The following is a 24,380-nucleotide window of genomic DNA, read 5'->3' as shown; positions in this document are numbered from 1 at the left end:
TACGGGAATAGTGGAGGGCAACGATCACATCACGCGCGCACGACGCCGTGCCGAGGCCGGCCTGGACGCCGCCTTCCGGGAAGCCGCCGCTGTCCGCACGGATGATGCGAGCGACCTGGCGCGATCTCCCGGCGAAGCGGCACAACATGAGCCGGGCACCCGCACCGAAGCCCGACCCTGACCGGCCGGGCAGCTTCCTGCCGAACGGGGCCGCGTCCAAGGCCGGGCTGAACCGCTCGATCGCTGATGCCGGATGGGGGGTGTTCCTCACGATCCTGCACGCCAAGGCTGAAAGCGCCGGACGGGAAGTGATCGCTGTGGCCCCCCCAACACCTCGCGGCGATGCCCCGAATGCGGGCACACCGCCAAGGAGAACCGGCCCACACAGGAGGAGTTCCACTGCGTCGCATGCGGCCACCAGGCGCACGCGGACACCGTGGGAGCAACCAACTTTCTACGGGCCGGGCTGGCCCGTCGCGAAGCCCAACCGGCATAGCGAGAAGCCACCCCCTCCAGAGGGTGGAGGAGTCACGACACGTACCTCACCGGACTTCGGACTCGGGCCACCGTCCGTGCACGAGATGCCGCCTGCTGCCGGGCTGTGCCAACGTGGAGGGAGCAGCGGCGCAGCCCCGTCGTGCCGGGGCCGGAAATGAGGTGCCGGTGGACCCGGTCGATGCCCTGCGGCGGATCGCCTTCCTGCTGGAACGCGATCAGGCTGCCACGTACCGCGTCCAGGCGTTCCGTAAGGCCGCCGCCGCGGTGGGGGCGATGACGGGCGACGAGGTCGCGGAAGGAGTGGCGTCGGGGTCGCTGGAGTCGGTCAGGGGCATCGGGCCGAAGACGGCACAGGCGGTACGTGAAGCGCTGGCCGGGGAAGTCCCTGGCTACCTCCAGCGGCTGGAGGACGCCGCCGCGGCTCCCCTCGCGGAAGGCGGTGAAACGCTGCTCGCCCTGCTGCGTGGCGACTGCCATCTGCACTCCGACTGGTCGGACGGCGGAAGCCCGATCGAGGAGATGGGACGGACGGCGATCGAGTTGGGGCACGAGTGGGCGGTCCTCACCGACCACTCGCCCCGGCTGACTGTGGCGAACGGACTGTCGCCCGAACGGCTGCGCCGCCAATTGGAGGTCGTGGCCGCGCTCAACGAGCAATGGGCACCGTTTCGGCTGCTCACCGGCATCGAGTGCGACATCCTTCCGGACGGCTCCCTCGACCAGGAGGACCGACTGCTGGAACAGCTCGACGTGGTGGTCGTGTCCGTGCACTCCAAGCTGCGGATGGACGCACGGGCCATGACGCGCCGACTGGTCGCGGCCGTTCGCCATCCGCAGGCGGATGTGCTGGGGCACTGCACGGGCCGTCTGATCACCGGCCGGGGACGCCCGGAGTCGGAGTTCGACGCGGACGAGGTCTTCGCCGCGTGTGCCGAGGCGGGCACCGCGGTGGAGATCAACAGCCGTCCGGAGCGGCTCGATCCGCCGCGGCGTCTGCTGCGGCGGGCCGTCGACGCAGGTGTGCTGTTCGCGATCGATACCGACGCGCACGCGCCGGGACAGCTCGACTGGCAGATCTTCGGCTGCGCCCGGGCAGAGGAGTGCGGTGTGCTCGCCGAACGGGTCATCACGTCGTGGCCGGTGGACGAACTGCTGGCCTGGTCATGACGCCGAGCCCGGTCGGTCCGTGGCGAGGGCGAAGACATGGGGGGCGAAGACCTCGCCGGTGATCCGGACTGGGATCGCCTTGCCGTGGCCGTCCAGGGTGACGGTGTCCCCGATGTGGGTGTCGGTGGCGGCCAGGAAGGTGGTCGGCACGACGGCCCGGCCCGGTCCGTGGAACCAGCTTCCCGAGACCATCCGGTGGCCGGCCTTGATGTACTGACCCGTGAGGTTGGGGACGCGGCCGGCGGGTGGTTGGCGTAATCGAGGGACATGGCTGCCCGGCCTGCCGGTCGGGACGTATCCGGACTACCGGCGTCTGGGGCTGGCAAGGGCGATGCTTCTGCACGGGATGCATCTGGCGCGGGCGGCTGGGGCCACTCATATGACGGTCGCCTGCCTGGGTGCGCCGGGGCATCCTCAGGCGCGCGGGCTGTACTACGGCGTCGGGTTCCGGGAGTTGACGCGGGACGCGCCGCTCATCAAAACCATGACCGCGGGCTGAGGACTGGTCGTTCGGGTAGTCGCTGGTCAGGGCACGTTGGCTCGGGCGACGACTTGACGTAGGCGGGTGTCGTCGGCGTGGCGGTTTCGCCAGATGATGTAGCGGCGGATCATGCTGCCTTGCTCTTTGTGGCTGCGGTGGTCGGTGCCGTCCAGGGCGAAAGCAGCGCAGCGCGGTGAACTGGACTCGGGCAGCAGAGTCCCTTCACGAACGCCGACCGACCGGTCCGTCTCGGCGACACAGCATTGCCGGCACTTCTCGTGAAACATTCCCAAGCAGGTTGATGGCCAACTGCTGCTCAAACCCATCGACAAACGCTGTCGCTGAAAGTGAACGAAGCCAGCCGCAGCACGTGCGGGGTGAGCTTTCCGGCCCAGGTGGGGAGGTGCTGGGCGGCGACATCGGCCGGCGACCGGCGGAAGGTGTCGGCGGTCGCTCGAGCGCAGGAGCCGTCCCGGTTCTTGCGCTCGGAGGGGAACAACGGGGCGCCCGGCCGGGTGCGGTCGGCGTCGAAGTGGTCCCGTACGTCCTCGATGAACCACTGCAGGTTGCGGTCGGCGCCGTTGATCAGTGGCACCGGCCGCGGCTTCGGCCCGCGCCGCCGGGAGCCCTTGCCGTGCCGGACATTGAGCTTGCCGAACCGGTCCAGATCCCACCGGACGTCGTCCAGGTCGAGCATCCGTGCCTCGTTGATCCGAAGCCCGGCGGGGGAGCACCTCATGCGCGGGTGCCACCTGCTTGAGCAATCGCTCAACTCCCTGTTATTGTCCGCGGCGACAGCAGGTTGAGCGATCGCTCAAATGCTGCGGAGCAGGGGGTGGGGCGGTATGGGGCTGTACGTCGAGACGCGCATTCGCGCAGACCTTGAAGACCTCTGGGAGCGGACCCGGAATCCTGTGCAGCACCAGCGGTGGGATCTCCGCTTCACCGAGATCACCTGTCTGCCGGGCGGGCCCAGCGATGCCCAACGGTTCCGCTACGCGACCCGGGTGCTCCCCTTCCTGACCGTCACGGGCACGGGCATCAGTGCGGGCGAGCGCCGTCGGCCGGACGGCGATCGGGTCTCGGCGCTGCGGTTCGCATCGGCCCATCCACTCTCCCTGCTGGCCGAGGGCAGCGGCTACTGGCGCTACGTACCGACACCGGACGGCATCCGTTTCCTGACCGGCTACGACTACAGGACGCGTTGGGGTCGCCCCGGGGCCGGCGTGGACCGGCTGGTCTTCCGGCCGCTGATGGGCTGGGCCACCGCCTGGTCCTTCGACCGGCTGCGGCTCTGGTGCGAACGCGGCATCAGCCCTGCCCGCTCGCTCTGGCACGCGCTCGCCGAGCTCGGCGTCCGGCTGCTGGCGGTCCTCTCGCTCCTGCCTTTCGGGCCTGGGGCCGCGCTGGTCGCAGTCATGGCCGCGCTCCTGCTGCCGCCCCTGTCCACCACACCCGCGGCGCGTCGCTGTCTGCGCAGACCTCCGGCCCGGACCGCCACTCCCGCCCTCCTCGCCCGTCTGGAGCATCCATGACGTCGATCTTCCGCCTCGCCATGGGCCAGGACTTCGACCGGCTGCATCCCCAGTTGCGACGGCGCTTCTCGGTCGGCCTGGAGAGCGGGGAGGCATGCATCGGCCGCGGTGTCATGAGCCGGATCTGGCACGGCCGGCCCTTCGTGAAGCCGTTCCTTGTCCTCGGCGGCACGCGCAATGTCCTCGTTCCCCGGGCCGGCCGTCACATCCCCTTCACGATAGAGAACGTGCCGTACACCGACTCCTTCGGCCGCGAGACCGTCACCTTCGTGCGCACGTTCGCGCTGCCCGGCGGAACGCGCCGGTTCGACGCCACTATGATCCACAGCCCCGAACGGTCCTGTGTTCTGGACTATCTCGGTACCCACCAGCATCTCGCCAGCGATCTCTGGCTGAGCGCCGAGCCCGACGGCTCTCTTCTGATCCGATCCGGCGAACACCGTTTCCGAGAGGGGCCGTTCGACCTCCGTGTCCCAGAACTCCTCGGAGGCGATGCCGAGGTACGCGAGTCCTTCGACGACATGACCGGCCGGTTCCGTATTCGGGTGGCAGTGACCAACCGGCGCTTCGGTCCATTGTTCGGATACGAGGGAACGTTCCGCGCCCATTATGTCGACGCCCGCCGGCACGGCGTCCGCGCGGGCCTGCGCCCCGTACGGGAAGAAGCGCGGGCGTGACTGGGGCGACCGATGGCCAGGACACCCGGACGAAACTCATGGAAGGCGCCCTGAACACGCTCTCTGAGCACGGTATTGCCAAGACCTCTGCCCGCACCGTCGCGGCCGCCGCGGGGGTCAACCAGGCTCTGGTCTTCTACCACTTCGGCTCCGTCGACGAACTCCTGGCAGCAGCCTGCCGCTACGGGGCCGAACAGCGCGTGGTCCGCTATCGCGACCGCCTGGCTTCCGTCAGCACTCTCACCGAACTCCTCCAGTTCGGGCGCGAGTTGCATGCCGAGGAGCGGGCGGGTGGCCACGTCGCCTTCCTTGCTCAGCTCCTGGCCGGCGCCCAGACCCAACCGCGCCTCGCTCCGGCAACCGCGGCCGGACTGAAGCTGTGGATCGACGAGATCGAGAAGGTTCTGATCCGCCTCCTCGGCTCCACCGCGCTCGCCGACTTCACCGACCCCGCCGGTCTGGCCCGGGCGGTGGCGGCGTCGTTCGTCGGTCTGGAACTGTACGAAGGAGTCGACCATGACGGCGCAGAACAGGCACTCGATGCACTGGAGCAGCTCGCCACCCTGGCCGACGTTCTGGAAGAACTCGGGCCTGTGGCTCAACGGACCGTGCGGCACACGATTCGACACACCATGCGGCGTACCAGCAGCTTGCGAGCCGTGACGGACGAGCAGGGGCAGCAGGGCGCGCCGAATCCGGCGAGCACCTCCAGGAGGAAGGTGCGGCGCTCGAAGTAGGGGAGGGGGCGGGTGTCCCGAGGGCCAGGTGGGGGTGTTGCAGGCCGCCTGCGCGACCGACACCCGCAAGACGATCAACGAGCGCCGTGCGCCGGTCCAACGCTCCTTGGCTGATGCCGCGCCGGCTGACGCGTCGCTGTCCGCCGACCTCGCCAGATTCGTCGGTGTGGGCGCAGCCTTCCTGGCAGAGGTGCGTGCCTCGGCGTCAGTCCTTCGTCACTCTCCGCTGTCCGGCCGGGGGCGATGAGGGTCAGCGCAGGACAAGCAGGACTGCCAGCGCGATGAGCAGCGAGTCGATCCGGTCCAGCAGGCCGCCGGAGCCGGGCAGCCAATGGCCTGCGTCCTTCGTCTGTACGCCTCTTTTGACCATGGACTCGAGAAGGTCGCCGGCCGGACCGCCGACCGCCACCGCAACCGCCATCGGCCAGCTCAGCACGGACAGCACAGCAAGTACGCCGAGGCCGGCTGCAGCCCCGGCAAAGGTGCCGCTCCACCGTTTGGCCGGTGACAGAGGTGACAGCCGCGGCCCGCCCAGCGCTGGACCGGCGAAGTACGCCACGATGTCGGCGATCGAGACCGCTGCGAAGAGGACGAGCGCGCCCGCACCGAGCGTCACCAGCGCGGCTGTCACGCTCAGCCAGGCCAGCCCGAGCAGGCCGACGCCGAGCCGGCGCAGTCCATGATCAGCGTCGCCGGCCAGGAGCGGCACCGCGGCCACCGCGAGCGCCCCGATGGCAACCACTCGGAGCACCTGCCCTGGCGCCAACCAGGCGGCCAGCACCACGCCTACCACCGCTGCGGCCAGCACTACCCGGTCTGGCCGGCCCAACCGCATCAGCCCACCGAACTCCATCACCGCAATCACCCCAGCTGCGATGGCGACGGCTGCGGCGCCTGGGCGGCCCCACCAGAACGCACCGACGACCAGTGGCACTCCCACCGCCCAGGCGCACCACCGGATCAGCAACTCGCGGCGCCGGGACACCGCCACCGCGATGCCGCTCAGCACCAGCGCCCCGCCAAGGAAGGGCGTCAGAGAGGCCACAGCGATCACAGAGCGGATCCGGCGGCGAGAACGGACCGAGGTGTCGGAACGAGCGAGGCCGGATCCGGGCGCAGCCCGTCCAGGGAGGCATGGAAGGCGGCCACAATGCGGGCGTTCTCGACTGTGTCCTTGACCGCGATACGCACGCTGCGCCCCTGGTACCGCGACGACAGCGGGGACAGATCGCGCAGATATACGTCGTGGCGACGGCACTCGTTCACCACGTGCGCGGCACTTGGCCCGCCGGTCGGCAGGTTCACGGTGAGGAAGTTCGCCACGGCTTCTTCGACGATCACGTTCTCGCCCAACCCGGCCAGTTCGGCGGCCAGGTGCCTTCGCAGCGCGTGGGTACGGAGCCAGCGGTCGTTGTAGTACGCCGGGTCGCGCAGGGCAGCGACTGCGGCCAGCTGTGCCGGGAGACTCACCGGCCAGGGCGGAGTCCATCGGCGTAGCAGCGCCGCGGTAGCCGGCTCGGCGACCAGGTACGCGGCCCGCATGCCGGACAGCGCATACATCTTGGACAGCGAACTGCAGACGACCACCCGCGGGTCCGACGCGGCGAGGTCGGCGAGCGATTCGGTCAGGCCGACATAGCCCAGGTACGCCTCGTCGATCCACCAGCGGGTGCGGGCAGGCGCGGCGGCGATCAGCGAGCGCAGCTCCGCGACCGGTGCGTGGCGTCCGGTCGGGTTGTTCGGGTTGACCACCACCACGAGGTCGTAGCCGCCAGACCTGACGGCGTCGGACAGCCGGTCCGGATCGATCCGCCAGCCGTCCTCGCGGCGCAACCGGAACCGGTCCACCCGGCATCCGATCACCTTCTCCGTGACGTGGGCGTACTCGCCGTAGCCCGGGTCCATAAGAAGCACTCTGCTCTCCGGGGACAGCCACTGACCGAACGCCCTGAAGATCAAGTCGGATGAACCGGCGCCGACCGCTAGCGTCTCCGGCGGCAGCGCCCGGACCGTGGCAATTTCCGCCAGCAGGCCCTCGGCGCCGGTCGGCGGAGAGGTCCGGGCGGCCCAGGCCGGGTCTTCCGCGAGCGCCGCCCGCACCCCAGGGGCCGGCGGGAACCAGGCGTCCAATACGTCGGCCGCGACGATGCGTTGGCGCCGGTGCAGGTTACGGAAGTCAGTGCCGATGGCGGTGAACGAGGCGCCGCCATGTTCGCAGCCGTCCGGCCGCGGTGCAAACGCCACGTCCAGCCGCCAGTCCACTGCGGACCGCAGACGCTCCAGCGTGGTGCCGTACCGGTCCATCGCGAGCCTCGTCAGCTCGGTAACGCTGCCGGTCAGCACCTCGAACGTCACCGCACCGCTGTGAACAGTACGGCCGACCGGGCGCAGGCCGGCGGCCAGGTACATGTCGAGCAGTTCACTACGCCCCATCGCCACCACGCGCCGGCCGCCCCGGACGGCGATCCAGCGCAGCGCCGCGTACATCAGCAGCGGTGCCGCCGCGGTGGCACGCCAGCTCGGCTCAACGGTGAGGACGCGCACTTCGAACAGGTCGTCGTCGGCCAACAGCGGCAGTTCGTCACGCATCAGGTACTTCTCCAGCCCATATCGCCCCAACCAGGGTGGAGTCAGGCTGACAAAGCCGATTCGGGACGCGCCTCGCGCCGCGACCAGGTAGACGTTGTCACCGTCCAGCCCGTCGCGAAGCTGCCCGGACGGGTCAGGCACATGCTGGCCCAACTCCTGCGCGTACACCCTGTGACGCAGTTCGTGGATCCACTCAAGATCCTCTGGGGTGGCAGTGCGCAGCTGCAGATCGCAAACCATGAACACCTCTTTAGATTCAGGGGATTGCATCATGGGAAACGTAGACAGGCCACGCCAGGGCCGAGCGACGCAATCGACCTGAGTACGCGTACTCAGGCGTGGTCGTCCCCTGTGTGCTACGTCCACAGAGGCTGGCTGCGGTAACCATCATGGGTTGCGAACTCCCTGGAAAGGCCGAGCAGTTGAATTATTAGATCTCGTAGAGCGAGGAACTCGGTGAGGCGTTCGCGAGGCTGATGCCCCATCTGGACGAGCGGCAGCGGCGCCTGACGTTGGGGGCGGATGCCCAGGTGCTGGGATACGGTGGCATTCGCCGGGTTGCGCGGGTCGCGGAGGTGTCCGAGTCCACTGTCGCGCGCGGTGCGCGCGAGCTGGCTTCGGATGGGGAGTCAACCGGTCGGGTGCGAGCGGTGGGTGCCGGCCGCAAGCGGATCCCGTCACGAGCGGCTGCGGTCGATAAGCACGGCGGAAGCGGTCGCGATTGAGTGCCGAACTCCGGCGGGTGGTAGAGGAATTGCGCTCCATGACCGCCACGCGAAATGAGTGGAGCATGCTGAATTCGCTGCCCGCCGGGGCTACGCCCGAGAGAATCGGAGCCGAACTGCCAAACCGATAACATGAGTTCCTTGCGGTATGCGATGGCGCCATCTGCGGAGACGTCACCGTGTTCGACGCCGCGACGGTCGACAGCATGCAGTTCTACGCGGACCCGGTCGACGGGGCCGAGGTCAACCTCGGCCGCGAGGAATGGTTCTGCCCCGGTGTCGTCTCCGACGCACCGTTCTTCGTCAACCGATCGACGGGCGCGGTCTGGTACTTCCCCGAGACCGGGGTCGAATGGTGGAAGTCGGCCGTCTTCGAGAGGGCGGCCGACGGCTTCACCACGTTCTTCCTTGAGTGGGTGGCAGGGCCGCGCTATACGCACCTCACCGGCTCCCAAGCGGAGGAGCAATGGCACGAACTTCTCAGCGGGCTGGGCCGACGGGGAGGATGAACGACCGGCTGAGGCGCTTGCCCGGGGTGACCCGGTCGAGCCCTTTCGTCTGTGCCGACCCCTCCCAGGGCGACGGAGGCCCTGCGGGCCGTCTTCACGGTGTGCAGGGCGGTGCACTCCTCGCGGTCGGCTCTCCTTGTGGAGAGATCATCCGTGGGTGTCGCCGGGCTGCCCAATCCCCTGTCGCGCCGCTCTCCGACCGCTACGGCTCGCCGCGTCCTCTCGCCACCGGCGGATCCGTCGACCCGACTGACGTAGCAGCTCGGGCTGCCGCTTCTCGTTCGTACGCCCGGTCAGCCCCCTGGTGTCACACCTTCGATATGCCCGATATGACAGCCAATGGGGGCATCAGTACGTTTCATCACAGGTCGGCTGCACGGCCGGCGTCTCTGAGACAGGAAGAAGTGACATGACCACGCGCAACTTCGCCGTGACCGCCGCCGTAGTAGGCGCATCGGTCCTTGCCGTCACCGGTATCACCTATGCCTCGGCCGACGGATCCACCCAGGCCGCCCCGTCCGTCCCGAAGGCCGCCCCGTCCGTGCCGTCCGTCCCGAAGGCCGCCCCGTCCGTCCCGAAGTCCGTGCCGTCCGTCCCGAAGACCGACCCTGCTGGGACGCTCCCTGATGGGAACAGCGGAAACGGGAAGGGGGACGGCGGCCGTGATGACGGCGGCCGTGATGACGGAGGCCGCGACTATGGGGGGCGTGATGACGGAGGCCGCGACTATGGCGGCCGTGATGACGGGGGCCGCGACGATGAGGGCCGTGATGACGGGGGTCGCGGCTACGGGGGCCGCGACCGCGGCTACGACCGCGGGGAAGACGGAAGAATCCAATTCAACGATCGGACGTACTCCGCTGCCTCCGACGGCTGCATCACCGCGGCCAGCGGACTGGGTTCAACCAGCTTCAGTATCAGCAACGACAGTTGGAAGACTGTTGAGGTCTACCGCGGGTCCACCTGCGACAACGGCTCTCCGGTCGCCACCGTCGGTCCCCACGGCGCCACCCACGGCGTCGTGACCCCCACGGTCGAGGGGGGCTTGTTCGCCAACGATGCCGTCGTGGGCAGCTTCCGGGTGATCGGTGACCGCTACAACACGTGGTAACAGCGACACCCGCATCACTTGGAACCCGCGGTCCGTCGGAATCGGTCCGGGGTTTCCGGGAGGTCGGCCAGGGCCAGCAAGGGGCGTCGTGTCGGACAAGGACGCCGCCACCGGGTCCCGACCGGCGGCCGATACGCCGTCAACTCCGATGCCAGGAACGCCCGGGGCAGAGCTGGGCAGGTCGATGGCAGAGGGGTGGACGGGCACTCGAGGCTCCTGGTGGAAGACGTTGCTCGGCAACTCATCCACCGGGAGCTTCGTCACATCCCCATGGAAACCGTTCCTATCCAGTGCGCATGAGTGAGTCCTGGACCCACTGCTGTGTACTGGGCGCGTCCTGAACGGTGTTGGATGCGCTGGGTTCCCGCTTTCGCGTCCCGTTCGGTGACGGGTTCGGGTGCGACGGCCCCGTACCTGCCGATCCCTCCCAGCCGACGTCCGCCTGCGGCGACACTGTGTGCCCCTGGTGCTGCAGGCTGTAGAGCGCGTTCATCGCGCGGTGCTTCGCAGTGGGCTCGTGGCCCGTGATCAGACAACTTCCAACGCGCCCGTAGTACGCAGGGGAACGCTGGGGCGTGCAGTCGGTGTGCATGCAGGCCCGCGAAGGCGCGTGATGGCGATCATAAGTCCGGCGGAGGCGGGCGGCAGGCTGAACGGCGGAAGGCAACGGACCCGCCTGGTCACCCGATGGAAGTGGTGGCGGCCGCCGCTTCGGGCGTGCCTCTGCCCCCGCCCTCCGCCCCCGCACACCCGCCCCCCGAGCAGTCGGTCAAGACGAGCGGGTGCCCGTCTCCCGCGCTCCAATGAACTCGTGACCGCGCCCCCCGACGACTGTCTCGCGCGCAACGAATGGCTCTGCGGTGCCTATACGACCAGCCGTCGCAACATTCTCTGGGACGCCGTCCTCCAGCACCTCCTGCTGACCGCGTTCGCCGTGTGCGTCGGACTGCTCCTCGCCCCTCCGCTCGCGCTTGCCGCCCGTCGCCTGCGCTGGACAGATGGGAGGCCGTGAGCTGCAGACCCTTGTGCCAGCGGTGGTCATTGGGGCGGTAGCCGGTCACCACCCGGTCCGACAGGGTGCGCAGTGGATGGATGTACGGCTTCGGTGCCTCCCAGCGAGACCGCGGTTGTACCGTCCGGGTGAACCTTGCTGACCGGCTCGAACCGGATCATGACTGCACGCTGGGAGCCCGTCGGGCGCGTCGCACACGGGCCGGGACTGTCCGAGTCACGGGCGTGTGCTGAACTGTCGCTTATACGTCTGATTCAGGAGCACCTTTTGACCAGTTACCGGCAGCCCGGCGTCGTTCTCACCGACCGCAGTTTCACCGTCCCGCTCGATCACGCCGATCCGGGCGGCGAGCAGATCGAGATCTTCGGCCGGGAGGCCGTCGCGAGCGGCAGGGTCGACGACGAGCTGCCGTGGCTGGTGTACCTGGAGGGCGGACCCGGCTTCGGTGCCCGTCGTTTCGTCGGCACGGAGGCCTGGCTGGGGCGGGCGGTGAAGGAGTTCCGGGTGCTGCTGCTCGACCAGCGCGGCACCGGGCTGTCCACACCGGCCAACCGGCAGACTCTTCCGCTGCGCGGCGGCCCGCGTGAGCAGGCCGACTATCTCGCCCACTTCCGGTCCGACAACATCGTGCGCGACTGCGAGCTGATCCGGCCGCAGCTGACCGGCGGCGCCCCGTGGACCGTGCTCGGCCAGTCGTTCGGCGGCTTCTGCGCGGTCCGCTACCTGTCGGTTTCCCCCGAGGGGCTCGAGGCCGTCCTGATCACCGGCGGACTGCCCTCGCTCGACGCCCACGCCGACGACGTGTACCGGGCCGCGTACCCGCGGATCGAGCGGAAGGTCGCCGCCCACTACGCCCGCTACCCGCAGGACGTCGAGCGCGCCCGCGAGATCGCCGCGTACCTCCTGGAGCACCGCCCGGAGAGCGCCGGACACCGCCTGACGCCCGAGGGATTCCAGTCTCTCGGCATCATGCTGGGCGGCGACAGCGGCAGCCATCAGCTGCACTACCTGCTGGAGAACGCCTTTGTCCGTACGCCGCTGGGCACCGAGCTCTCCGACACGTTCCAGGAGGCCGTGCGCACCGCCAACTCGTTTGCGGGCCACCCGCTGTACGCCCTGATGCACGAGGCGATCTACGGCCAGGGCAAGGAGCCCACCGGCTGGTCCGCCGAGCGGGTCCGCGCCGAATTCCCGCAGTTCGACGCCGCCACCGCCCTGGCCGGCGACGCGCCCGTGCTCTTCACCGGCGAGAGCATCCACCCCTGGCACTTCGACGTGGACCCGGCCCTGCGCCCGCTCCGTGAGACCGCCGAACTGCTCGCCACCCGTACCGACTGGCCCGAGCTGTACGACACCGAGCGGCTCGCCGCCAATGACGTACCGGTGGCCGCGGCCGTCTATCACGACGACATGTACGTCGACACCGAGCACGCGCTGCGCACCGCCGCGGCGATTCGCGGACTGCGCACCTGGGTGACGAACGAGTTCGAGCACGACGGGCTGCGCGCCGGGGGACCGCGGGTGCTGGACCGGCTGCTCGCCCTTGTCCGGGACGAGCTCTGACCTGCTTGTTCCACGGCAGAAGCCGGTCACGCGGGTGGCGTGACCGGCTCCTGCCGTACGGGTACGTCCGGATTGCTTCAGCCCTGCAGGGCGTCCAGCGTGGCGTCGAAGTCCGCAGCCGAGCGCGGGGCCCGGTTGTGCGGCAGCTTCGACAGGACGGCGGCCATTCCGCAGGTGTTGGTCACCGCGGAGAAGACCAGACCGGAGCCGACACCGGCCGAAAGCCAGCGCGCGGCCGGGAAACGCCGGCCCGCGAGCAGGCCGGCCACCACGAGCGAACCGGCGGCGAACCGGACCTGACGCTCCATCGGCCAAGTGGCCCGGGCGCCGGCGGGACGGTCCAGGTCATGGCCCTCGCCCTCCCATGCGGAGGTGCCGCCGGACAGCGTGACGGCGTCGATGTCCGCCGCGGCGAGAATGTCGCAGGCCCGGGTGGAACGCACGCCGGAGGCGCACACCACGAGCAGGGATCCGCGGGCCGCCGCCGCCTTCAGGGCGGGCAGCGCCTCTTCGAGACGGTCCAGCGGGATGTTCAGCGCGCCGGGCACGTGCCCGGAGGTGTACTCGCCCGGAGCCCGCACGTCGATGACGGTGAACTCCGTGATCCGGGCTGCGGCCTGGGCGGGGGAGAGGGTGGCGGGGCTGGTCACGAGGGATGTTTCCTTTCGTCGCCGGGGCGTACCCCGGACAGGTAGAATACCCCTTGGGGTATTCGGAGGAGGATGTGTGGAAATAGACATGGCGGCCGACGAACTGAAGTCGGTACTCAACCGCCTTCGCCGCGCTCAGGGCCAGCTTGCCGCGATCATCAGGATGATCGAGGAGGGCCGGGACTGCGAGGACGTCATCACGCAGATGGCAGCCGTTTCGCGCGCGCTCGACCGGGCCGGTTTCGCGATCATCGCGACGGGCCTCCAGCACTGCATGGCCGACGACGGTGCAGAACCGGCCGACCGGGACCAGATGCGCGCCCGGCTGGAGAAGCTCTTCCTCTCGCTGGCCTGAGAGCCTGTCGGGTGACCTTCGATCGGAAAGCGGACGCGGTCTGGTGCGTGCGATTCCAAGGCGCTGGGATGGCCTTGTAGCGGAGCTACTAGGGCATTTTGGCAACGCGGGAAGCATGCGTGCCAGGGCGTGGCCGCCCGATCAGAGGTCACCCGACAGGCTCTGAGCCCGGATGCGGGGTCGGTGCCGTGGCTCAGGCCACGGCATCGACCAGCATGAAGAGGGCCACGGCGAGCAGCGCAGCGCCGAAGATCCGCTGGAGCGCGGCTGTGGACACCTTGGTGGCCAGCCGCTTACCGTCCCACGCACCGAGGACCGCCGCCGCCGTGAACGGGGCGATCACCGCCCAGTCCAGCGAGGTGAGCGTGGTGAGGCGGGTGGCCAGGGCGGCCGTGGAGTTCACCGTGATGACGAGCAGGCTGGTGCCGACCGCCGCCGTCATGGGCACGGCGAGGACGGTGACCAGCGCGGGCACAGCGAGAAATCCTCCGCCGACCCCGAGGAACCCGGTCACGGCGCCGAGGCCGGCCCCGGCGCGGACGACCCGCCCGGCGCCCGTACGGTCGGCGGGGCCCGGGGCGTTCGGCTTGGCCGAAGCCGCCTCGCACCGCGCGGGCGCCCGCGGCCGGATCATCCGCACTGCCGCCACCACCGCGAGCACCGCGAACGCCGCCGTCAGTACCTCCGCCGGAATCCGGACCGACAGCGCCCCGGCCACCGCCGCCGGCACGATGCCGGCCACCGCGAAGAGGCCGCCGGTCCGCCAGCGGACGTGACCGTCCCTGGCGTGCGCGACCAGCCCGGTCAGGGAGGTCGCGATGACGATGAGCAGAGCCGCGGTGGTGGCCGCGGCCGGGGTGAATCCGAGCAGGTAGATCAGCGCGGGAACGGCGAGGACGCTGCCGCCGCCGCCCAGCCCGCCCAGTGCCAGACCGACCACGGCACCGGCGGTCAGGGCCAGGATGAGGGTGCTCATGCGACGGTGCCCGCGGCTCCGTGACGGTTTCGGACAGGCAGCCCCTCGGCCGCCCAGGCGGTCATGCCGCCGGTGACATCGACGGCCTCGGTGCCGCGTCCGGCGAGGATGCGGGCGGCCTGCCGGGACCGGTGGCCGGAACGGCAGATGACTACCACGGGGCGGCCCGCCGCCGAAGCGGGCAGCGACTGCCCGGCCGCCAGCCGGGAGAGCGGCAGATGGACGGCGCCCGGGGCGTGTCCGGCCTTCCACTCGGAGGTTTCGCGTACGTCGACCAGAACCGCCGCACCATCGGCGGTCCGGCGGAGGGCCTCGGCCGGGGTGACACGGCCGGGGCCGCGCCCGAAGAAGGACATCAGGGAAGACATGGGGAAGTGCTCCAGAAGTACGGGACGGGAGTCCGACGGTCAGGCGGTGGCCGGTGCGGTGCCGGTCGTCCCGTCCGGGGCACCGGCTGCCGGATCCGCGAGCGTCAGGCCGGCGGCCTCAGCCGCGCCGAACCCGTCGTCGACTGCCACGACCTCGCGCCCGGCGGCGTCCAGCAGCGACGCCGCGATCGCCGCCCGCATCCCGCCTGCGCAGTGCACCCACACCACTCCGCCCGGCACCTCGGCCAGCCGCTTGGGCAGCTCGTGCACCGGGATGTGCACCGACCCTGCTACCGCACCGGTGCGGCGCTCGGCGTCCCTGCGGACATCGAGAACCACCGGCTGCTCGCCGCGCTCGCGTGCCGCGGCCAGCCCCGCGAAGTCCGACCTGCGGAACGAGCGCAGCTCTTCCGCCGTGCGGACCCAGGACCGCGGGTCACCGGTAGCAGCAGCCACCGGGCGGCTGAGGCCGACCCGGGTCAGCTCGCGCTGGGCGTGCGCGACGTCGGCGGCGCTGCTCGCCAGCAGGGTGACGGGCCTGCCCCACGGGATCAGCCAGGCGAGATACGTGGCGAGCTGCCCCTCGCCCTCGAAGTTGAACGAACCGGCGACATGCCCCTCGGCGAACGCCACCCGGCTGCGCAGATCCACCACCCACTCACCTGCGGCCAGCCGTCGCGCGATCTGCTCGGCGTCCGCCGGGGCGGGCGGGGTCAGATCGACCGGATCGGGACCCGCGGCGTTGGCCGGGCCCATGTGCGCGTAGTAGGCGGGGACGTCGTCCAGTCCGGCGAGCAGCTCGGCGACGAACGTGTCCACATCCTTGACGAGCGCGTCGTTACGGGCCCGCTCGGCGCCGATCGTCGTGGTGCTCCCGTCGGCCTGTGCGGAGGAACAGAAGCTGCCGAAGCCGTGGGTCGGCAGTACGGGAACGGCGTCGTCGAGCTCGTCGGCGAGCCGGTGCGCGGAAGCGTGCTGGGCACGGGCCAGCGCTGCGGTCAGCCGGGGCTCCACCAGGTCGGGCCGGCCCACGCTGCCGATCAGCAGCGAACCGCCGGTGAAGGCGGCCACCGCGCGCCCGTCCTCCTCCAGTACGTACGAGGTGTGGTGCGGGGTGTGCCCGGGGGTGGCCATCGCGCACAGCGTCAGCCCCTCGTCGACCGGGGCGGTGTCCCCGTCGGCGACCGGAACCCGGTCGAAGGAGACCAGTGCGGCGGCGGGCACCAGATACTGGGCCCCGGTGACACGCGCCAGCTCCAGGCCGCCCGTCACGTAGTCGTTGTGCAGATGTGTCTCCACGACCAGGGCGATCCGCACGCCGCGCCGTGCCGCCGCGGCGATGACCCGGTCGATGTCGCGAGGCGGGTCCACCACCAGCGCGGAGTGCCGGCCGCCCGCCAGATAGCTGCGGTTGCCGAGGCTGGCGGTCTCCAGGGTGTCGACGAAGAACACGGCATGACTCCTTCGGTACAGTTTACCCCGGGGGGTATCTCTCATCAAGATTAGCACTTATACCCCAGGGGGTATTCACCGATTCCAGTGTGACGTACGGAACGACAGACGGCTGTCGCCCGCCCCGTCCCGCCCGGCCGGGCGGGCGGGCGGGACGGGGCGAGGTTGCCGACGCGTTCGCCACTCGCAGGCCCGCCCACCCGCAACGGACCGGCCCCCTGGAGGGCCGTCGCCGAGCGGGAAGCGAAAGCGGGAACCCAGTGCATCCACAACCGTTCGGGATGCGCCCAGTACGCAACAGTGGGTACCAGACCCATTCACGCACACTGGTTAGGAACGGTGCGATGCCTACTCTGACAAGCGCTGAGGCGCGTGAGCGGTTCGCCGCGGCCCGCATCGCCCACCTTGCGACGACCGACACGGACTCTCGCCCGCACCTGGTGCCGGTGGTGTTCGCCCTGGACGGCGACACGGTGATGCTGGTCGTGGACCACAAACCGAAGCGGACGATGCGGCTGAAACGCCTGGCCAACATCGCCGCCAACCCCTCGGTCTGCCTGCTCGCCGACCACTACGAGGAGGACTGGGAACGGCTGTGGTGGGTGCGGGCCGACGGTGAGGCCCGCGTACTCCCTCCGCCGGACCGCTCCCCCGAGGCCGACCGCCGCGTCGGCCTGCTCACGGCGAAATACCGGCAGTACGCCGACCGCCCTCCCGGCGGACCGATGGTCGAAGTCTCGGTGCTGCGTTGGAGCGGCTGGCGCGCTTCCTGAGCCGCGTGGCCATGCGACCGGGCGGTTCTCGGCCCACCTCGCCGGAGGCCGGTGCGGGACCTGCCGATGCGAGGGTTTCGTAGCCGCGGAGTCGCAGAACGTCGCCGAGCTGCTCGCCATGACGGTGAGCAGGGCTGTCCTCTGGGGTGTTCGGCCCCGATTCAGCATGATCCGGACGGAAGGCCCTGACTCCCTTCAGGTGGAGGGCGGGTGATGGCGGACCACCCGCCGCCGCCGGATCCGCCCTGCGTTCGGCGGCCGACGGCGACCTCGGCACCGTCTAGCGGGCGGCGCGCGCCCGAGGCCGGCGAGGCGCTGGGGCTGGGGCTCGGCTCCGCGCGCTCCGTCGGGTCCGTCACCGTCCTGCAGCCGGCCGGGTCGGACGCCCTCGCCGACATCCAGCTGCGGGGCACCGACGGGACCTGGAGGACCGTCGGTGCGCTCGACGGTCCCTACACCAGGGTGAATCCGGCAGGCCGGACGGCCGATGCGGTACGTCTCGCCTGGCGCGCCGGGTCCGCCGCACCGCAGATCGCCGAGCTGGTGGTCGGCTGAACCGGTAGGGACCGTCCCGGAGGCCCATGACCCCGGCCGGCCCTGCTCCGGCCGGCCGCGCGCCCGGCATCCCCGTACCTCCCGGGGCGTGCCGGGCGCGCAGCCATGTCCCGGTCCGGTCGAAACGGTCCGGGACAGGTTGTTCCCAGAGAGACAAGCGACCGCTTAGTATGCCCCGGAGCAGTGGTAACGCCGACAGTGTTGTGGAGGCCCCTCATGCAGGCATGGCGAGTGCACCGGAACGGCGAGCCGAACGAGGTGATGCGGCTCGAAGAGACGGACCGGCCCACGCCCGGCGACGGGCAGGTGCTCATCGAGGTGCTCGCGGCGAACATCAACTTCCCCGACGCGCTGCTCTGCCGCGGCCAGTACCAGGTACGGCCGCCGCTGCCGTTCACCCCCGGCGTGGAAATCTGCGGTGAGACGCCGGACGGGCGCCGGGTGCTCGCCACACCCGCCCTGCCGAACGGCGGCTTCGCCGAGTACGCCGTCGCGGACGAGGCGGCGCTCCTGCCGGCCCCGGAGGCCCTGGACGACGCCGAGGCGGCTGCCCTGCACATCGGCTATCAGACGGGCTGGTTCGGACTGCACCGCCGGGCGCACCTCCAGGCGGGCGAGACTCTTCTCGTGCACGCCGCGGCGGGCGGAGTCGGCAGTGCGGCCGTCCAGCTCGGCAAGGCCGCCGGGGTCAAGGTCATCGGTGTCGTCGGCGGCCCCGAGAAGGCCAAGACCGCCCATGAGCTCGGCTGCGACCTGGTCATCGACCGGCGCACCGAGGACATGGTCGCAGCGGTCAAGGAGTTCACCGGCGGACGCGGGGCCGATGTCGTCTACGACCCGGTGGGCGGCGACGCGTACGCCAAGTCCGTCAAGTGCATCGCCTTCGAGGGCCGGGTGATCGTCGTCGGATTCGCGAGCGGCGGCATTCCCACCCCTGCGCTCAACCACGCCCTCGTCAAGAACTACTCGATCGTCGGACTCCACTGGGGTCTGTACAACACCAAGGACCCGGCCGCGGTGCGCGCCTGCCACGAGGAGCTCACCGTGCTCGCGGCGCAGGGCGTCATCAAGCCACTGATCAGCGAGCGTGTCGCACTCGACGGGGCGGCGGCCGCCGTTCAGCGTGTCGCCGACGGCACGAGCACCGGCCGGATCGCCGTCCTTCCGGGAGGTGCCCGATGACGACCGTCGACGCGGCCGAACTCCGCCGCCTCACCCGTGAACTGCTCGCCGCCCACCCCCCGGCCACCACCGACCGGACCGACTTCCTCAAGGCCCGCTTCGACGCCGGACTCGCCTGGGTCCACTACCCGGCCGGGCTCGGCGGACTCGACGCACCGCGCTCGCTGCAGCCCGTCGTCGACGCCGAACTCGCTGCCGCGGGAGCCCCCGACAACGACCCGCGCCGCATCGGCATCGGCCTGGGCATGGCGGCCCCCACCATCCTGGGTTTCGGCACCGACGAGCAGAAGCAGCGCTTCCTGCGACCCCTGTGGGTCGGCGAGGAGGTGTGGTGCCAGCTCTTCAGTGAGCCGGGCGCCGGGTCCGACCTGGCGGCGCTCGGCACCCGCGCCGTCCGGGACGGCGAGGACTGGGTGGTCGACGGGCAGAAGGTCTGGACGTCCAGCGCCCATGTGGCCCGCTGGGCGATCCTCATCGCCCGCACCGATCCGGACCTGCCCAAGCACCGTGGCATCAGCTACTTCATCTGCGACATGACCGACCCGGGCGTCGAGGTGCGGCCGCTGCGTCAGATCACCGGCGAGGCCGAGTTCAACGAGGTCTTCCTCACCGGCGTACGCATCCCCGACAGCAGGCGGCTCGGACCTGTCGGCGACGGCTGGAAGGTCGCCCGGACCACCCTGATGAACGAGCGTGTCTCGATCGGTGGATCCCGCATCCCGCGCGAGGGCGGCATGATCGGCCCCGTCGCCAGGACCTGGCGCGAGCATCCCGAACTGCGCACCCACGATCTCCACCAGCGCCTGCTCACCCTCTGGGTCGAGGCCGAGGTCGCCCGGCTCGCCGGTGAGCGGCTGCGCCAGCAACTCGTCGCCGGACAGCCGGGCCCCGAAGGCTCCGGCATGAAGCTCGCCTTTGCCCGTCTCAACCAGGAGATCAGCGGAATGGAGGTCGAACTCCGCGGCGAGGAGGGGCTGTTGTACGACGAATGGACCATGCGCCGCCCTGAGCTGGTCGACTTCACCGGACGCGATGCGGGCTACCGCTATCTGCGGTCCAAGGGCAACTCGATCGAGGGCGGTACGAGCGAGGTACTGCTGAACATCGTCGCCGAACGCGTCCTCGGACTGCCCGCCGAGCCGCGCAACGACAAGGACGTCGCCTGGAAGGACCTGTCCCGATGACAGCACAGACCGAAGAGACCCTGGCGCCCGATCTGCTGTACTCGGAGGCCGAGGACGATCTGCGGGCCTCCGTACGGTCGTTGCTCGCCGATTGGGCCGACGCGCCGACGGTGATCGCCCGTATCGAGTCCGACACGCCGTACGACCCGCGGCTCTGGAAGGTCCTCGGCGCGGACATCGGTGCCGCGGGGCTGCTCGTGCCGGAGAAGCTCGGCGGTCAGGGTGCAAGCCATCGCGAGGCTGCGGTGGTCCTGGAGGAGCTGGGCCGCAGTGTCGCCCCCGCCCCCTATCTGACCAGCGCGGTCGTCGCCACCGAGACACTCCTCGCACTGGGGACCGAGGACGGACCGGTCGGCGAACTCCTCGGCGAGCTGGCGGCGGGCCGCAAGGTCGCGGCCCTCGCCGTGCCGTTCTCCGCAACGGCCTGGACCGTGACGGTGGCCGGCACCCTGGACGGGACCGTCAGCGCGGTCGCCGACGCGGCCGCCGCCGATCTGCTGCTCGTGCCGACCAGTGACGGCCTGTACGCCGTCGAGGCCGGTGCCACGGGCGTCACCGTCGAGCCGCTCGTCGCGCTCGATCTGACCCGCCCGCTCGCCACCGTCACCCTCACCGCAGCCACCGGCACCCGCCTCGCGGACGCGGAGGCCGCGCGCCCCGCCGTAAGCCGGGGGCTGCTCGCCGGTGCCGGACTGCTCGCCTCCGAGCAGCTCGGTCTCGCCGAATGGTGCCTGACCGAGACGGTCCGGTACACCCGCGAGCGGCACCAGTTCAACCGGCCCGTCGGCTCGTTCCAGGCGCTCAAGCACCGGATGGCGCAGCTCTGGCTCCAGGTCGTCTCGGCCCGCGCCGCCGCGCGCAACGCAGCGGACGCCCTGGCGTCCGGCAGCCCCGACACGCCGCTCGCGGTGGCCGTGGCGCAGGCGTACTGCTCCGGGGTCGCGGTCCGTGCGGCGGAGGAGTGCATCCAGTTGCACGGAGGCATCGGCATGACGTGGGAGCACCCCGCGCATCTGTATCTGAAGCGGGCCAAGGCCGACTCGATCGCGTACGGCACGGCGGGCCGCCACCGTGAGGCCATCGCCGAGCTGATGGAGCTGCCCGCACCGTAGAGCAACTGCCTCGCGAACAAAGGGACATGGGGTGGGTCTTCCTGGCAGTCCCGCCCCTACGCCGTTCCCGGCGGGCGGTTCCTGGTCGTCTCTTCCCGGTGGCAGCGCCGAGGCGCAGCCGAACCTGTGCGGCTGCACCGGCGGCGACAACCAGAGCCGCGGCGGCGCCAATCCGCGCTGGACGAACCCGGCCCGGCCGGGGAACGCCAGTCGACGGGCGGACGACGCCCCGGCCGGCTGGGCGCGGGCGCCTTCCCCACCGCCGAACGGGACAGGATCCGCGCCCTCGTCACCGCCGCCCATCGTGAGGGCCGGCGTGTGCGCTTCTGGGCCACGCCCGACGTGGCGTGCCCCGAACGGGACGCCGTCTGGTCCGAATTGCTGGCCGCCGGGGTCGACCACCTCAACACGGACGACCTGGCCGGGCTGGAGCTCTTCCTCCGCGCGCAGGACACAGGTGTCCGAGGCGGCATCTGACGGACCGTACGACCCGAGGTGGTGACAGCCAGTCAACACCCGGATGGCGGACATGCCAGTCCGCCGGATGGTCCCTCCGCTACGCCACACTGGCGGCCGAATGCCGCATTCCGGCGCGGCGTAGGAGGTTGGCCATGGCCATTTCGATCTCACTGGTGCTGCTTCTGCTGATGCTTGCGGTGCTCTTTCTCCGTAATGGCGGGCTGAAACCCTCGCATGCGATCGTCTGCGGGATGCTCGGATTCTTCCTTGCGGGTACGAGCATGGGGCCGACGATCCAGGAGGGACTGACGGCCACGGCGAATGTCGTCAGCAGCCTCCAGCCCTGACGCGCTCCCGCCTGCCCGCGGCCCGTTCCACTTCATCGAGGCGAGCATCGCCCGCGCCAGGTACCGCGTGCGCCTGAGGCAGGGCGCGGTGGCGCTCCTGGTGTTCCTCCTGCTGGTAGCGGCCTCCGGTGTGGTGGCCGCGTTGAAGACCAACCGCGACATCCAGTCCCAACTGCGCGCCCAGGCATCCCAGGTGCTGGCCCGGACGGTGGAGCTTCGCAACGGTCAGGAACCCGCCACGGCTGTGCAACTCGCGCTCGCCGCCTGGCACACCCGCCCGACGGACGAGCTGTACGGTGCGTTGCTCAGCCAATACGTCGTCGGGCAGTACCTTGTCGGGAGCCATCCCTCCGGCATCACCCGGGGAATGACCGGCATGGGGGTCTCGCGGGGCGGGCGGACCGTTCTGCGCGACGGCCGCAGCATCGACCAGGTGCCCGCCTCGACACCCGAGGACGAGCTCGTGCGACTCATGGTCGGGCGCAGCATCGATCAGCAGTACCCGCGTGAACGCCCGGAGACCGGCGATGTGCTGCTCTCCGTGCGGGGGGCTGACCCGCGCTGGACGTCATGACCAACCTGCTGCAGTCCCACCCGGGAGTCACCGGCGTCTTTGCCGAGAACGACGAGATGGCGCTCGGCGCGGTCAAGGCGCTCGGCAGCAAGGCCGGCACGTCCGTCGACGTCGTCGGATTCGACGGCACCCCCGACGGTCTGAAGGCGGTCGGGACGGGCACGCTGTACGCCTCGGTGGCCCAGCAGCCGAAGGAGCTGGGGAAGATCGCCGTGCAGAACACGGTCGAGGCCGCGCGCGGCAAGAAGGTCGACAGCATGGTCAAGGTGCCCGTGAAGGTCGTGACGGAGAAGAACGTCGCCGACTTCTCCTGACCAGCCACCGTTGGATCCCAGTGAAAGAAGGACAGCGATGCACGACTACGACCTGCTGGTCGTGGGGTCGGCCAACGCCGACCTGGTGATCGGCGTCGAGCGGCGCCCCGCGCCGGGCGAGACCGTGCTCGGTTCCGACCTTGCCGTCCATCCGGGCGGCAAGGGAGGCAACCAGGCCGTAGCCGCAGCCCGCCTCGGTGCCAGGACCGCTCTGCTGGCCCGGGTGGGCGACGACGCCCATGGGAGGCTGCTGCTGGAATCGCAGCGCGAGGCCGGCGTGGACACCGGTGGTGTCCGCGTGGGCGGGGCGCCCACCGGGGTCGCGCTGATCACGGTGGATCCGTCGGGTGACAACAGCATCGTGGTCTCGCCGGGGGCCAACGCCCGGCTGACCCCCGACGACATCCGCGCCGCAGCGGACCTGCTCGCCGGCGCCCGGGTCGTCTCGGCACAGCTGGAGATTCCCCTGGAGACCGTGGCCGAGGTGGTACGAACCCGGCCACCCGGTGCCCGGTTCGTTCTGAACCCGTCTCCGCCCGCGCCGCTGCCCGACGACGTACTCGCCGCCTGCGACCCGCTGGTCGTCAACGAGCACGAGGCCCGGTTCGTGCTCGGCGCTTCCGCGGGGCCCGGCCCCGAGGACTGGGCTCGGGCACTCCTCGCCCTCGGCCCGCAGTCGGTGGTGATCACGCTGGGCGCGGACGGCGCGCTGATCGCCGACGGCCGTACGGACGTCGTGGTGCGGATCCCGGGCCTCCGGGTGGAGGCCGTGGACACCACCGGTGCCGGTGACGCCTTCACCGCCGCCCTTGCCTGGCGGCTGAGCGTGGGCGAGGACCTCGCGACGGCTGCCGCCTTCGCCGTGCGGGTGGGCGCCGCAGCTGTCACCAGGGAAGGCGCGCAGGCGTCCTTCCCGACCGCCGAGGAGGTCTCCGCGCTGTGAAGAAGGCCGGAATCCTCAACCGTCATCTGGCCGGGGCGCTGGCCGAGCTGGGCCATGGCGACGGGGTCCTCGTCTGTGACGCGGGCATGCCCGTCCCGGCCGGTCCGCGGGTCGTCGATCTGGCCTTCCGCGCCGGAATACCTTCGTTCGCCGATGTGCTCGAAGGGCTGTTGGACGAGCTGGTGATCGAGGGCGCCACGGCCGCGCGCGAGGTGCGGGAGGCGAATCCGGCGGCCGCCCGGCTGCTGGCAGGATGCCTGCCGGATCTGCGGCTGGTTCCGCACGACGAGCTCAAGGCGCTGTCGGCGGGGGCGCGGTTGGTCGTACGCACCGGGGAGGCGCGGCCTTACGCGAACGTCCTGCTGCGCTGCGGGGTCTTCTTCTGATACGCGTTCATACGAGTGAGGCCCGGCACCGCGACAGGGTGCCGGGCCTCACTCATGCCCTGGCGGTCCGGCAGCTCAGCGCGCCCGCGCCGCCTGCGCCGCCGACACCGAGGACGTCAGCAGCTCCGCGTCGAGGGATGATGATC

At 70.6% G+C, this 24,380-nt stretch carries 27 protein-coding genes and 7 pseudogenes; 23 read left to right on the top strand and 11 right to left on the bottom strand.

The window, feature by feature from the left end:
- Positions 1-143: 143 nt before the first annotated feature.
- Together ACGFSA_RS20210 and ACGFSA_RS20205 are read left to right on the top strand one after the other, a co-directional pair.
- Positions 144-496, top strand: a pseudogene (locus ACGFSA_RS20210) (zinc ribbon domain-containing protein); the annotation flags it as partial.
- A gap of 167 nt (positions 497-663) precedes the next feature.
- Entirely contained in the window at positions 664-1,665 is a 1,002-nt protein-coding gene (locus ACGFSA_RS20205; protein WP_393305975.1) for a PHP domain-containing protein, read from the top strand.
- Here ACGFSA_RS20205 and ACGFSA_RS20200 read toward each other — a convergent pair.
- Positions 1,660-1,857, bottom strand: a complete 198-nt coding sequence (locus ACGFSA_RS20200) for a hypothetical protein (protein ID WP_393305973.1) — start codon at positions 1,855-1,857, stop codon at positions 1,660-1,662. The genes ACGFSA_RS20205 and ACGFSA_RS20200 overlap by 6 nt on opposite strands.
- 28 nt (positions 1,858-1,885) lie before the next feature.
- Here ACGFSA_RS20200 and ACGFSA_RS20195 point away from each other — a divergent pair, with 28 nt between their 5' ends.
- Complete coding sequence (locus ACGFSA_RS20195; protein ID WP_393305971.1) at positions 1,886-2,164, top strand: GNAT family N-acetyltransferase; 279 nt, start codon at positions 1,886-1,888, stop codon at positions 2,162-2,164.
- 26 nt (positions 2,165-2,190) lie between these two features.
- Here ACGFSA_RS20195 and ACGFSA_RS20190 read toward each other — a convergent pair whose 3' ends face one another.
- Both ACGFSA_RS20190 and ACGFSA_RS20185 read right to left on the bottom strand, forming a co-directional pair.
- Positions 2,191-2,433, bottom strand: coding sequence for a hypothetical protein (locus ACGFSA_RS20190; protein WP_393306011.1), 243 nt, complete (start codon positions 2,431-2,433; stop codon positions 2,191-2,193).
- Positions 2,434-2,462: 29 nt separating this feature from the next.
- Entirely contained in the window at positions 2,463-2,885 is a 423-nt protein-coding gene (locus ACGFSA_RS20185; protein ID WP_393305969.1) for a site-specific integrase, read from the bottom strand.
- Positions 2,886-2,991: 106 nt separating this feature from the next.
- Between ACGFSA_RS20185 and ACGFSA_RS20180 the strand changes: the two genes are divergently transcribed.
- From ACGFSA_RS20180 to ACGFSA_RS20170, 3 genes are read left to right on the top strand one after another with little or no spacing between them, the layout of a single operon-like run.
- Entirely contained in the window at positions 2,992-3,681 is a 690-nt protein-coding gene (locus ACGFSA_RS20180) for a hypothetical protein (RefSeq protein WP_393305967.1), read from the top strand.
- Positions 3,678-4,358 carry a DUF4166 domain-containing protein gene (locus ACGFSA_RS20175; protein WP_393305965.1) on the top strand — a complete coding sequence of 227 codons (681 nt, stop codon included), beginning with the start codon at positions 3,678-3,680 and terminating at the stop codon, positions 4,356-4,358. The genes ACGFSA_RS20180 and ACGFSA_RS20175 overlap by 4 nt, the downstream gene beginning before the upstream one ends.
- 38 nt (positions 4,359-4,396) lie before the next feature.
- Complete coding sequence (locus ACGFSA_RS20170) at positions 4,397-5,095, top strand: TetR/AcrR family transcriptional regulator (RefSeq protein ID WP_393305997.1); 699 nt, start codon at positions 4,397-4,399, stop codon at positions 5,093-5,095.
- A gap of 250 nt (positions 5,096-5,345) precedes the next feature.
- On the opposite strand, the gene ACGFSA_RS20165 is transcribed toward ACGFSA_RS20170, so the two are convergent.
- Together ACGFSA_RS20165 and ACGFSA_RS20160 are read right to left on the bottom strand one after the other, a co-directional pair.
- Complete coding sequence (locus ACGFSA_RS20165) at positions 5,346-6,149, bottom strand: phosphatidate cytidylyltransferase (protein WP_393305963.1); 804 nt, start codon at positions 6,147-6,149, stop codon at positions 5,346-5,348.
- Positions 6,146-7,924 carry an aminotransferase class I/II-fold pyridoxal phosphate-dependent enzyme gene (locus ACGFSA_RS20160; RefSeq protein ID WP_393305995.1) on the bottom strand — a complete coding sequence of 593 codons (1,779 nt, stop codon included), beginning with the start codon at positions 7,922-7,924 and terminating at the stop codon, positions 6,146-6,148. Before ACGFSA_RS20160 ends, ACGFSA_RS20165 begins: the two co-directional genes overlap by 4 nt.
- Before the next feature lie 236 nt (positions 7,925-8,160).
- On the opposite strand from ACGFSA_RS20160, the pseudogene ACGFSA_RS20155 reads away from it, so the two are divergent.
- The 3 genes and pseudogenes from ACGFSA_RS20155 to ACGFSA_RS20145 all read left to right on the top strand — a co-directional run.
- Positions 8,161-8,358, top strand: a pseudogene (locus tag ACGFSA_RS20155) (ISAzo13 family transposase); the annotation flags it as partial.
- Positions 8,359-8,588: 230 nt separating this feature from the next.
- Positions 8,589-8,918 (top strand): hypothetical protein, encoded by a 330-nt coding sequence (locus tag ACGFSA_RS20150; RefSeq protein WP_393305961.1) that lies wholly within the window; start codon positions 8,589-8,591, stop codon positions 8,916-8,918.
- A gap of 409 nt (positions 8,919-9,327) precedes the next feature.
- The gene (locus ACGFSA_RS20145) at positions 9,328-10,029 is read left to right on the top strand and encodes a hypothetical protein (protein ID WP_393305959.1); all 702 of its coding nucleotides are present in this window, start codon (positions 9,328-9,330) and stop codon (positions 10,027-10,029) included.
- Positions 10,030-10,405: 376 nt separating this feature from the next.
- Here ACGFSA_RS20145 and ACGFSA_RS20140 read toward each other — a convergent pair.
- Positions 10,406-10,588 (bottom strand): annotated as a pseudogene (locus ACGFSA_RS20140) (flavodoxin family protein); the annotation flags it as partial.
- Between the two features lie 252 nt (positions 10,589-10,840).
- Here ACGFSA_RS20140 and ACGFSA_RS20135 point away from each other — a divergent pair.
- Positions 10,841-11,032, top strand: a pseudogene (locus tag ACGFSA_RS20135) (ABC transporter permease); the annotation flags it as partial.
- Here ACGFSA_RS20135 and ACGFSA_RS20130 read toward each other — a convergent pair.
- Positions 11,018-11,150, bottom strand: a pseudogene (locus ACGFSA_RS20130) (DUF6807 family protein); the annotation flags it as partial. The pseudogenes ACGFSA_RS20135 and ACGFSA_RS20130 sit on opposite strands and share 15 nt — an antisense overlap.
- 158 nt (positions 11,151-11,308) lie before the next feature.
- Between ACGFSA_RS20130 and ACGFSA_RS20125 the strand changes: the two are divergent.
- On the top strand, positions 11,309-12,604 hold the full coding sequence (locus ACGFSA_RS20125) for an alpha/beta fold hydrolase (RefSeq protein ID WP_393305957.1): 1,296 nt from the start codon (positions 11,309-11,311) through the stop codon (positions 12,602-12,604).
- Positions 12,605-12,681: 77 nt separating this feature from the next.
- On the opposite strand, the gene ACGFSA_RS20120 is transcribed toward ACGFSA_RS20125, so the two are convergent.
- Positions 12,682-13,254 (bottom strand): rhodanese-like domain-containing protein, encoded by a 573-nt coding sequence (locus ACGFSA_RS20120; protein ID WP_393305955.1) that lies wholly within the window; start codon positions 13,252-13,254, stop codon positions 12,682-12,684.
- 76 nt (positions 13,255-13,330) lie between these two features.
- On the opposite strand from ACGFSA_RS20120, the gene ACGFSA_RS20115 reads away from it, so the two are divergent.
- Positions 13,331-13,609: a metal-sensitive transcriptional regulator gene (locus ACGFSA_RS20115; RefSeq protein ID WP_266978054.1), complete on the top strand. Its 279-nt coding sequence runs from the start codon at positions 13,331-13,333 to the stop codon at positions 13,607-13,609.
- A gap of 193 nt (positions 13,610-13,802) precedes the next feature.
- Here the strand turns inward: ACGFSA_RS20115 and ACGFSA_RS20110 are convergent, their stop codons facing one another.
- Genes ACGFSA_RS20110 through ACGFSA_RS20100 form a run of 3 tightly spaced genes read right to left on the bottom strand, consistent with a single transcriptional unit; the run spans position 13,803 to position 16,405 of the window.
- Complete coding sequence (locus ACGFSA_RS20110; RefSeq protein WP_393305952.1) at positions 13,803-14,585, bottom strand: sulfite exporter TauE/SafE family protein; 783 nt, start codon at positions 14,583-14,585, stop codon at positions 13,803-13,805.
- Positions 14,582-14,941 (bottom strand): rhodanese-like domain-containing protein, encoded by a 360-nt coding sequence (locus tag ACGFSA_RS20105; protein ID WP_393305993.1) that lies wholly within the window; start codon positions 14,939-14,941, stop codon positions 14,582-14,584. Before ACGFSA_RS20105 ends, ACGFSA_RS20110 begins: the two co-directional genes overlap by 4 nt.
- Before the next feature lie 51 nt (positions 14,942-14,992).
- On the bottom strand, positions 14,993-16,405 hold the full coding sequence (locus tag ACGFSA_RS20100) for a rhodanese-like domain-containing protein (protein ID WP_393305950.1): 1,413 nt from the start codon (positions 16,403-16,405) through the stop codon (positions 14,993-14,995).
- 344 nt (positions 16,406-16,749) lie between these two features.
- Here ACGFSA_RS20100 and ACGFSA_RS20095 point away from each other — a divergent pair, with 344 nt between their 5' ends.
- From ACGFSA_RS20095 to rbsD, 11 genes and pseudogenes are all read left to right on the top strand, one after another.
- Entirely contained in the window at positions 16,750-17,178 is a 429-nt protein-coding gene (locus tag ACGFSA_RS20095) for a TIGR03668 family PPOX class F420-dependent oxidoreductase (RefSeq protein ID WP_393305948.1), read from the top strand.
- Positions 17,179-17,391: 213 nt separating this feature from the next.
- The gene (locus ACGFSA_RS20090; protein ID WP_393305946.1) at positions 17,392-17,733 is read left to right on the top strand and encodes a hypothetical protein; all 342 of its coding nucleotides are present in this window, start codon (positions 17,392-17,394) and stop codon (positions 17,731-17,733) included.
- Positions 17,734-17,949: 216 nt separating this feature from the next.
- Positions 17,950-18,915: an NADPH:quinone oxidoreductase family protein gene (locus ACGFSA_RS20085; RefSeq protein WP_393305944.1), complete on the top strand. Its 966-nt coding sequence runs from the start codon at positions 17,950-17,952 to the stop codon at positions 18,913-18,915.
- Positions 18,912-20,099, top strand: a complete 1,188-nt coding sequence (locus ACGFSA_RS20080) for an acyl-CoA dehydrogenase family protein (RefSeq protein ID WP_393305942.1) — start codon at positions 18,912-18,914, stop codon at positions 20,097-20,099. Before ACGFSA_RS20085 ends, ACGFSA_RS20080 begins: the two co-directional genes overlap by 4 nt.
- A complete protein-coding gene (locus tag ACGFSA_RS20075; protein WP_393305940.1) occupies positions 20,096-21,211 on the top strand; it encodes an acyl-CoA dehydrogenase family protein in 1,116 nt (371 codons plus the stop codon). The genes ACGFSA_RS20080 and ACGFSA_RS20075 overlap by 4 nt, the downstream gene beginning before the upstream one ends.
- 231 nt (positions 21,212-21,442) lie before the next feature.
- Positions 21,443-21,688 (top strand): annotated as a pseudogene (locus ACGFSA_RS20070) (hypothetical protein); the annotation flags it as partial.
- A 134-nt stretch (positions 21,689-21,822) separates the two neighbouring features.
- Entirely contained in the window at positions 21,823-22,017 is a 195-nt protein-coding gene (locus tag ACGFSA_RS20065) for a hypothetical protein (protein WP_393305938.1), read from the top strand.
- The gene (locus ACGFSA_RS20060; RefSeq protein WP_393306009.1) at positions 21,992-22,591 is read left to right on the top strand and encodes a hypothetical protein; all 600 of its coding nucleotides are present in this window, start codon (positions 21,992-21,994) and stop codon (positions 22,589-22,591) included. Before ACGFSA_RS20065 ends, ACGFSA_RS20060 begins: the two co-directional genes overlap by 26 nt.
- A pseudogene (locus ACGFSA_RS20055) lies at positions 22,579-22,905 on the top strand (substrate-binding domain-containing protein); the annotation flags it as partial. The gene ACGFSA_RS20060 and the pseudogene ACGFSA_RS20055, both read left to right, overlap by 13 nt.
- A 37-nt stretch (positions 22,906-22,942) precedes the next feature.
- A complete protein-coding gene (locus ACGFSA_RS20050) occupies positions 22,943-23,848 on the top strand; it encodes a ribokinase (protein ID WP_393305936.1) in 906 nt (301 codons plus the stop codon).
- Positions 23,845-24,234, top strand: a complete 390-nt coding sequence (gene rbsD / locus ACGFSA_RS20045; protein ID WP_393305934.1) for a D-ribose pyranase — start codon at positions 23,845-23,847, stop codon at positions 24,232-24,234. Before ACGFSA_RS20050 ends, rbsD begins: the two co-directional genes overlap by 4 nt.
- Positions 24,235-24,380: the final 146 nt, after the last annotated feature.

The sequence above is a fragment of the Streptomyces sp. NPDC048496 genome, from assembly GCF_043200055.1.
GTDB lineage: Bacteria > Actinomycetota > Actinomycetes > Streptomycetales > Streptomycetaceae > Streptomyces.
This window is presented reverse-complemented; position numbering and strand designations above follow the sequence as displayed.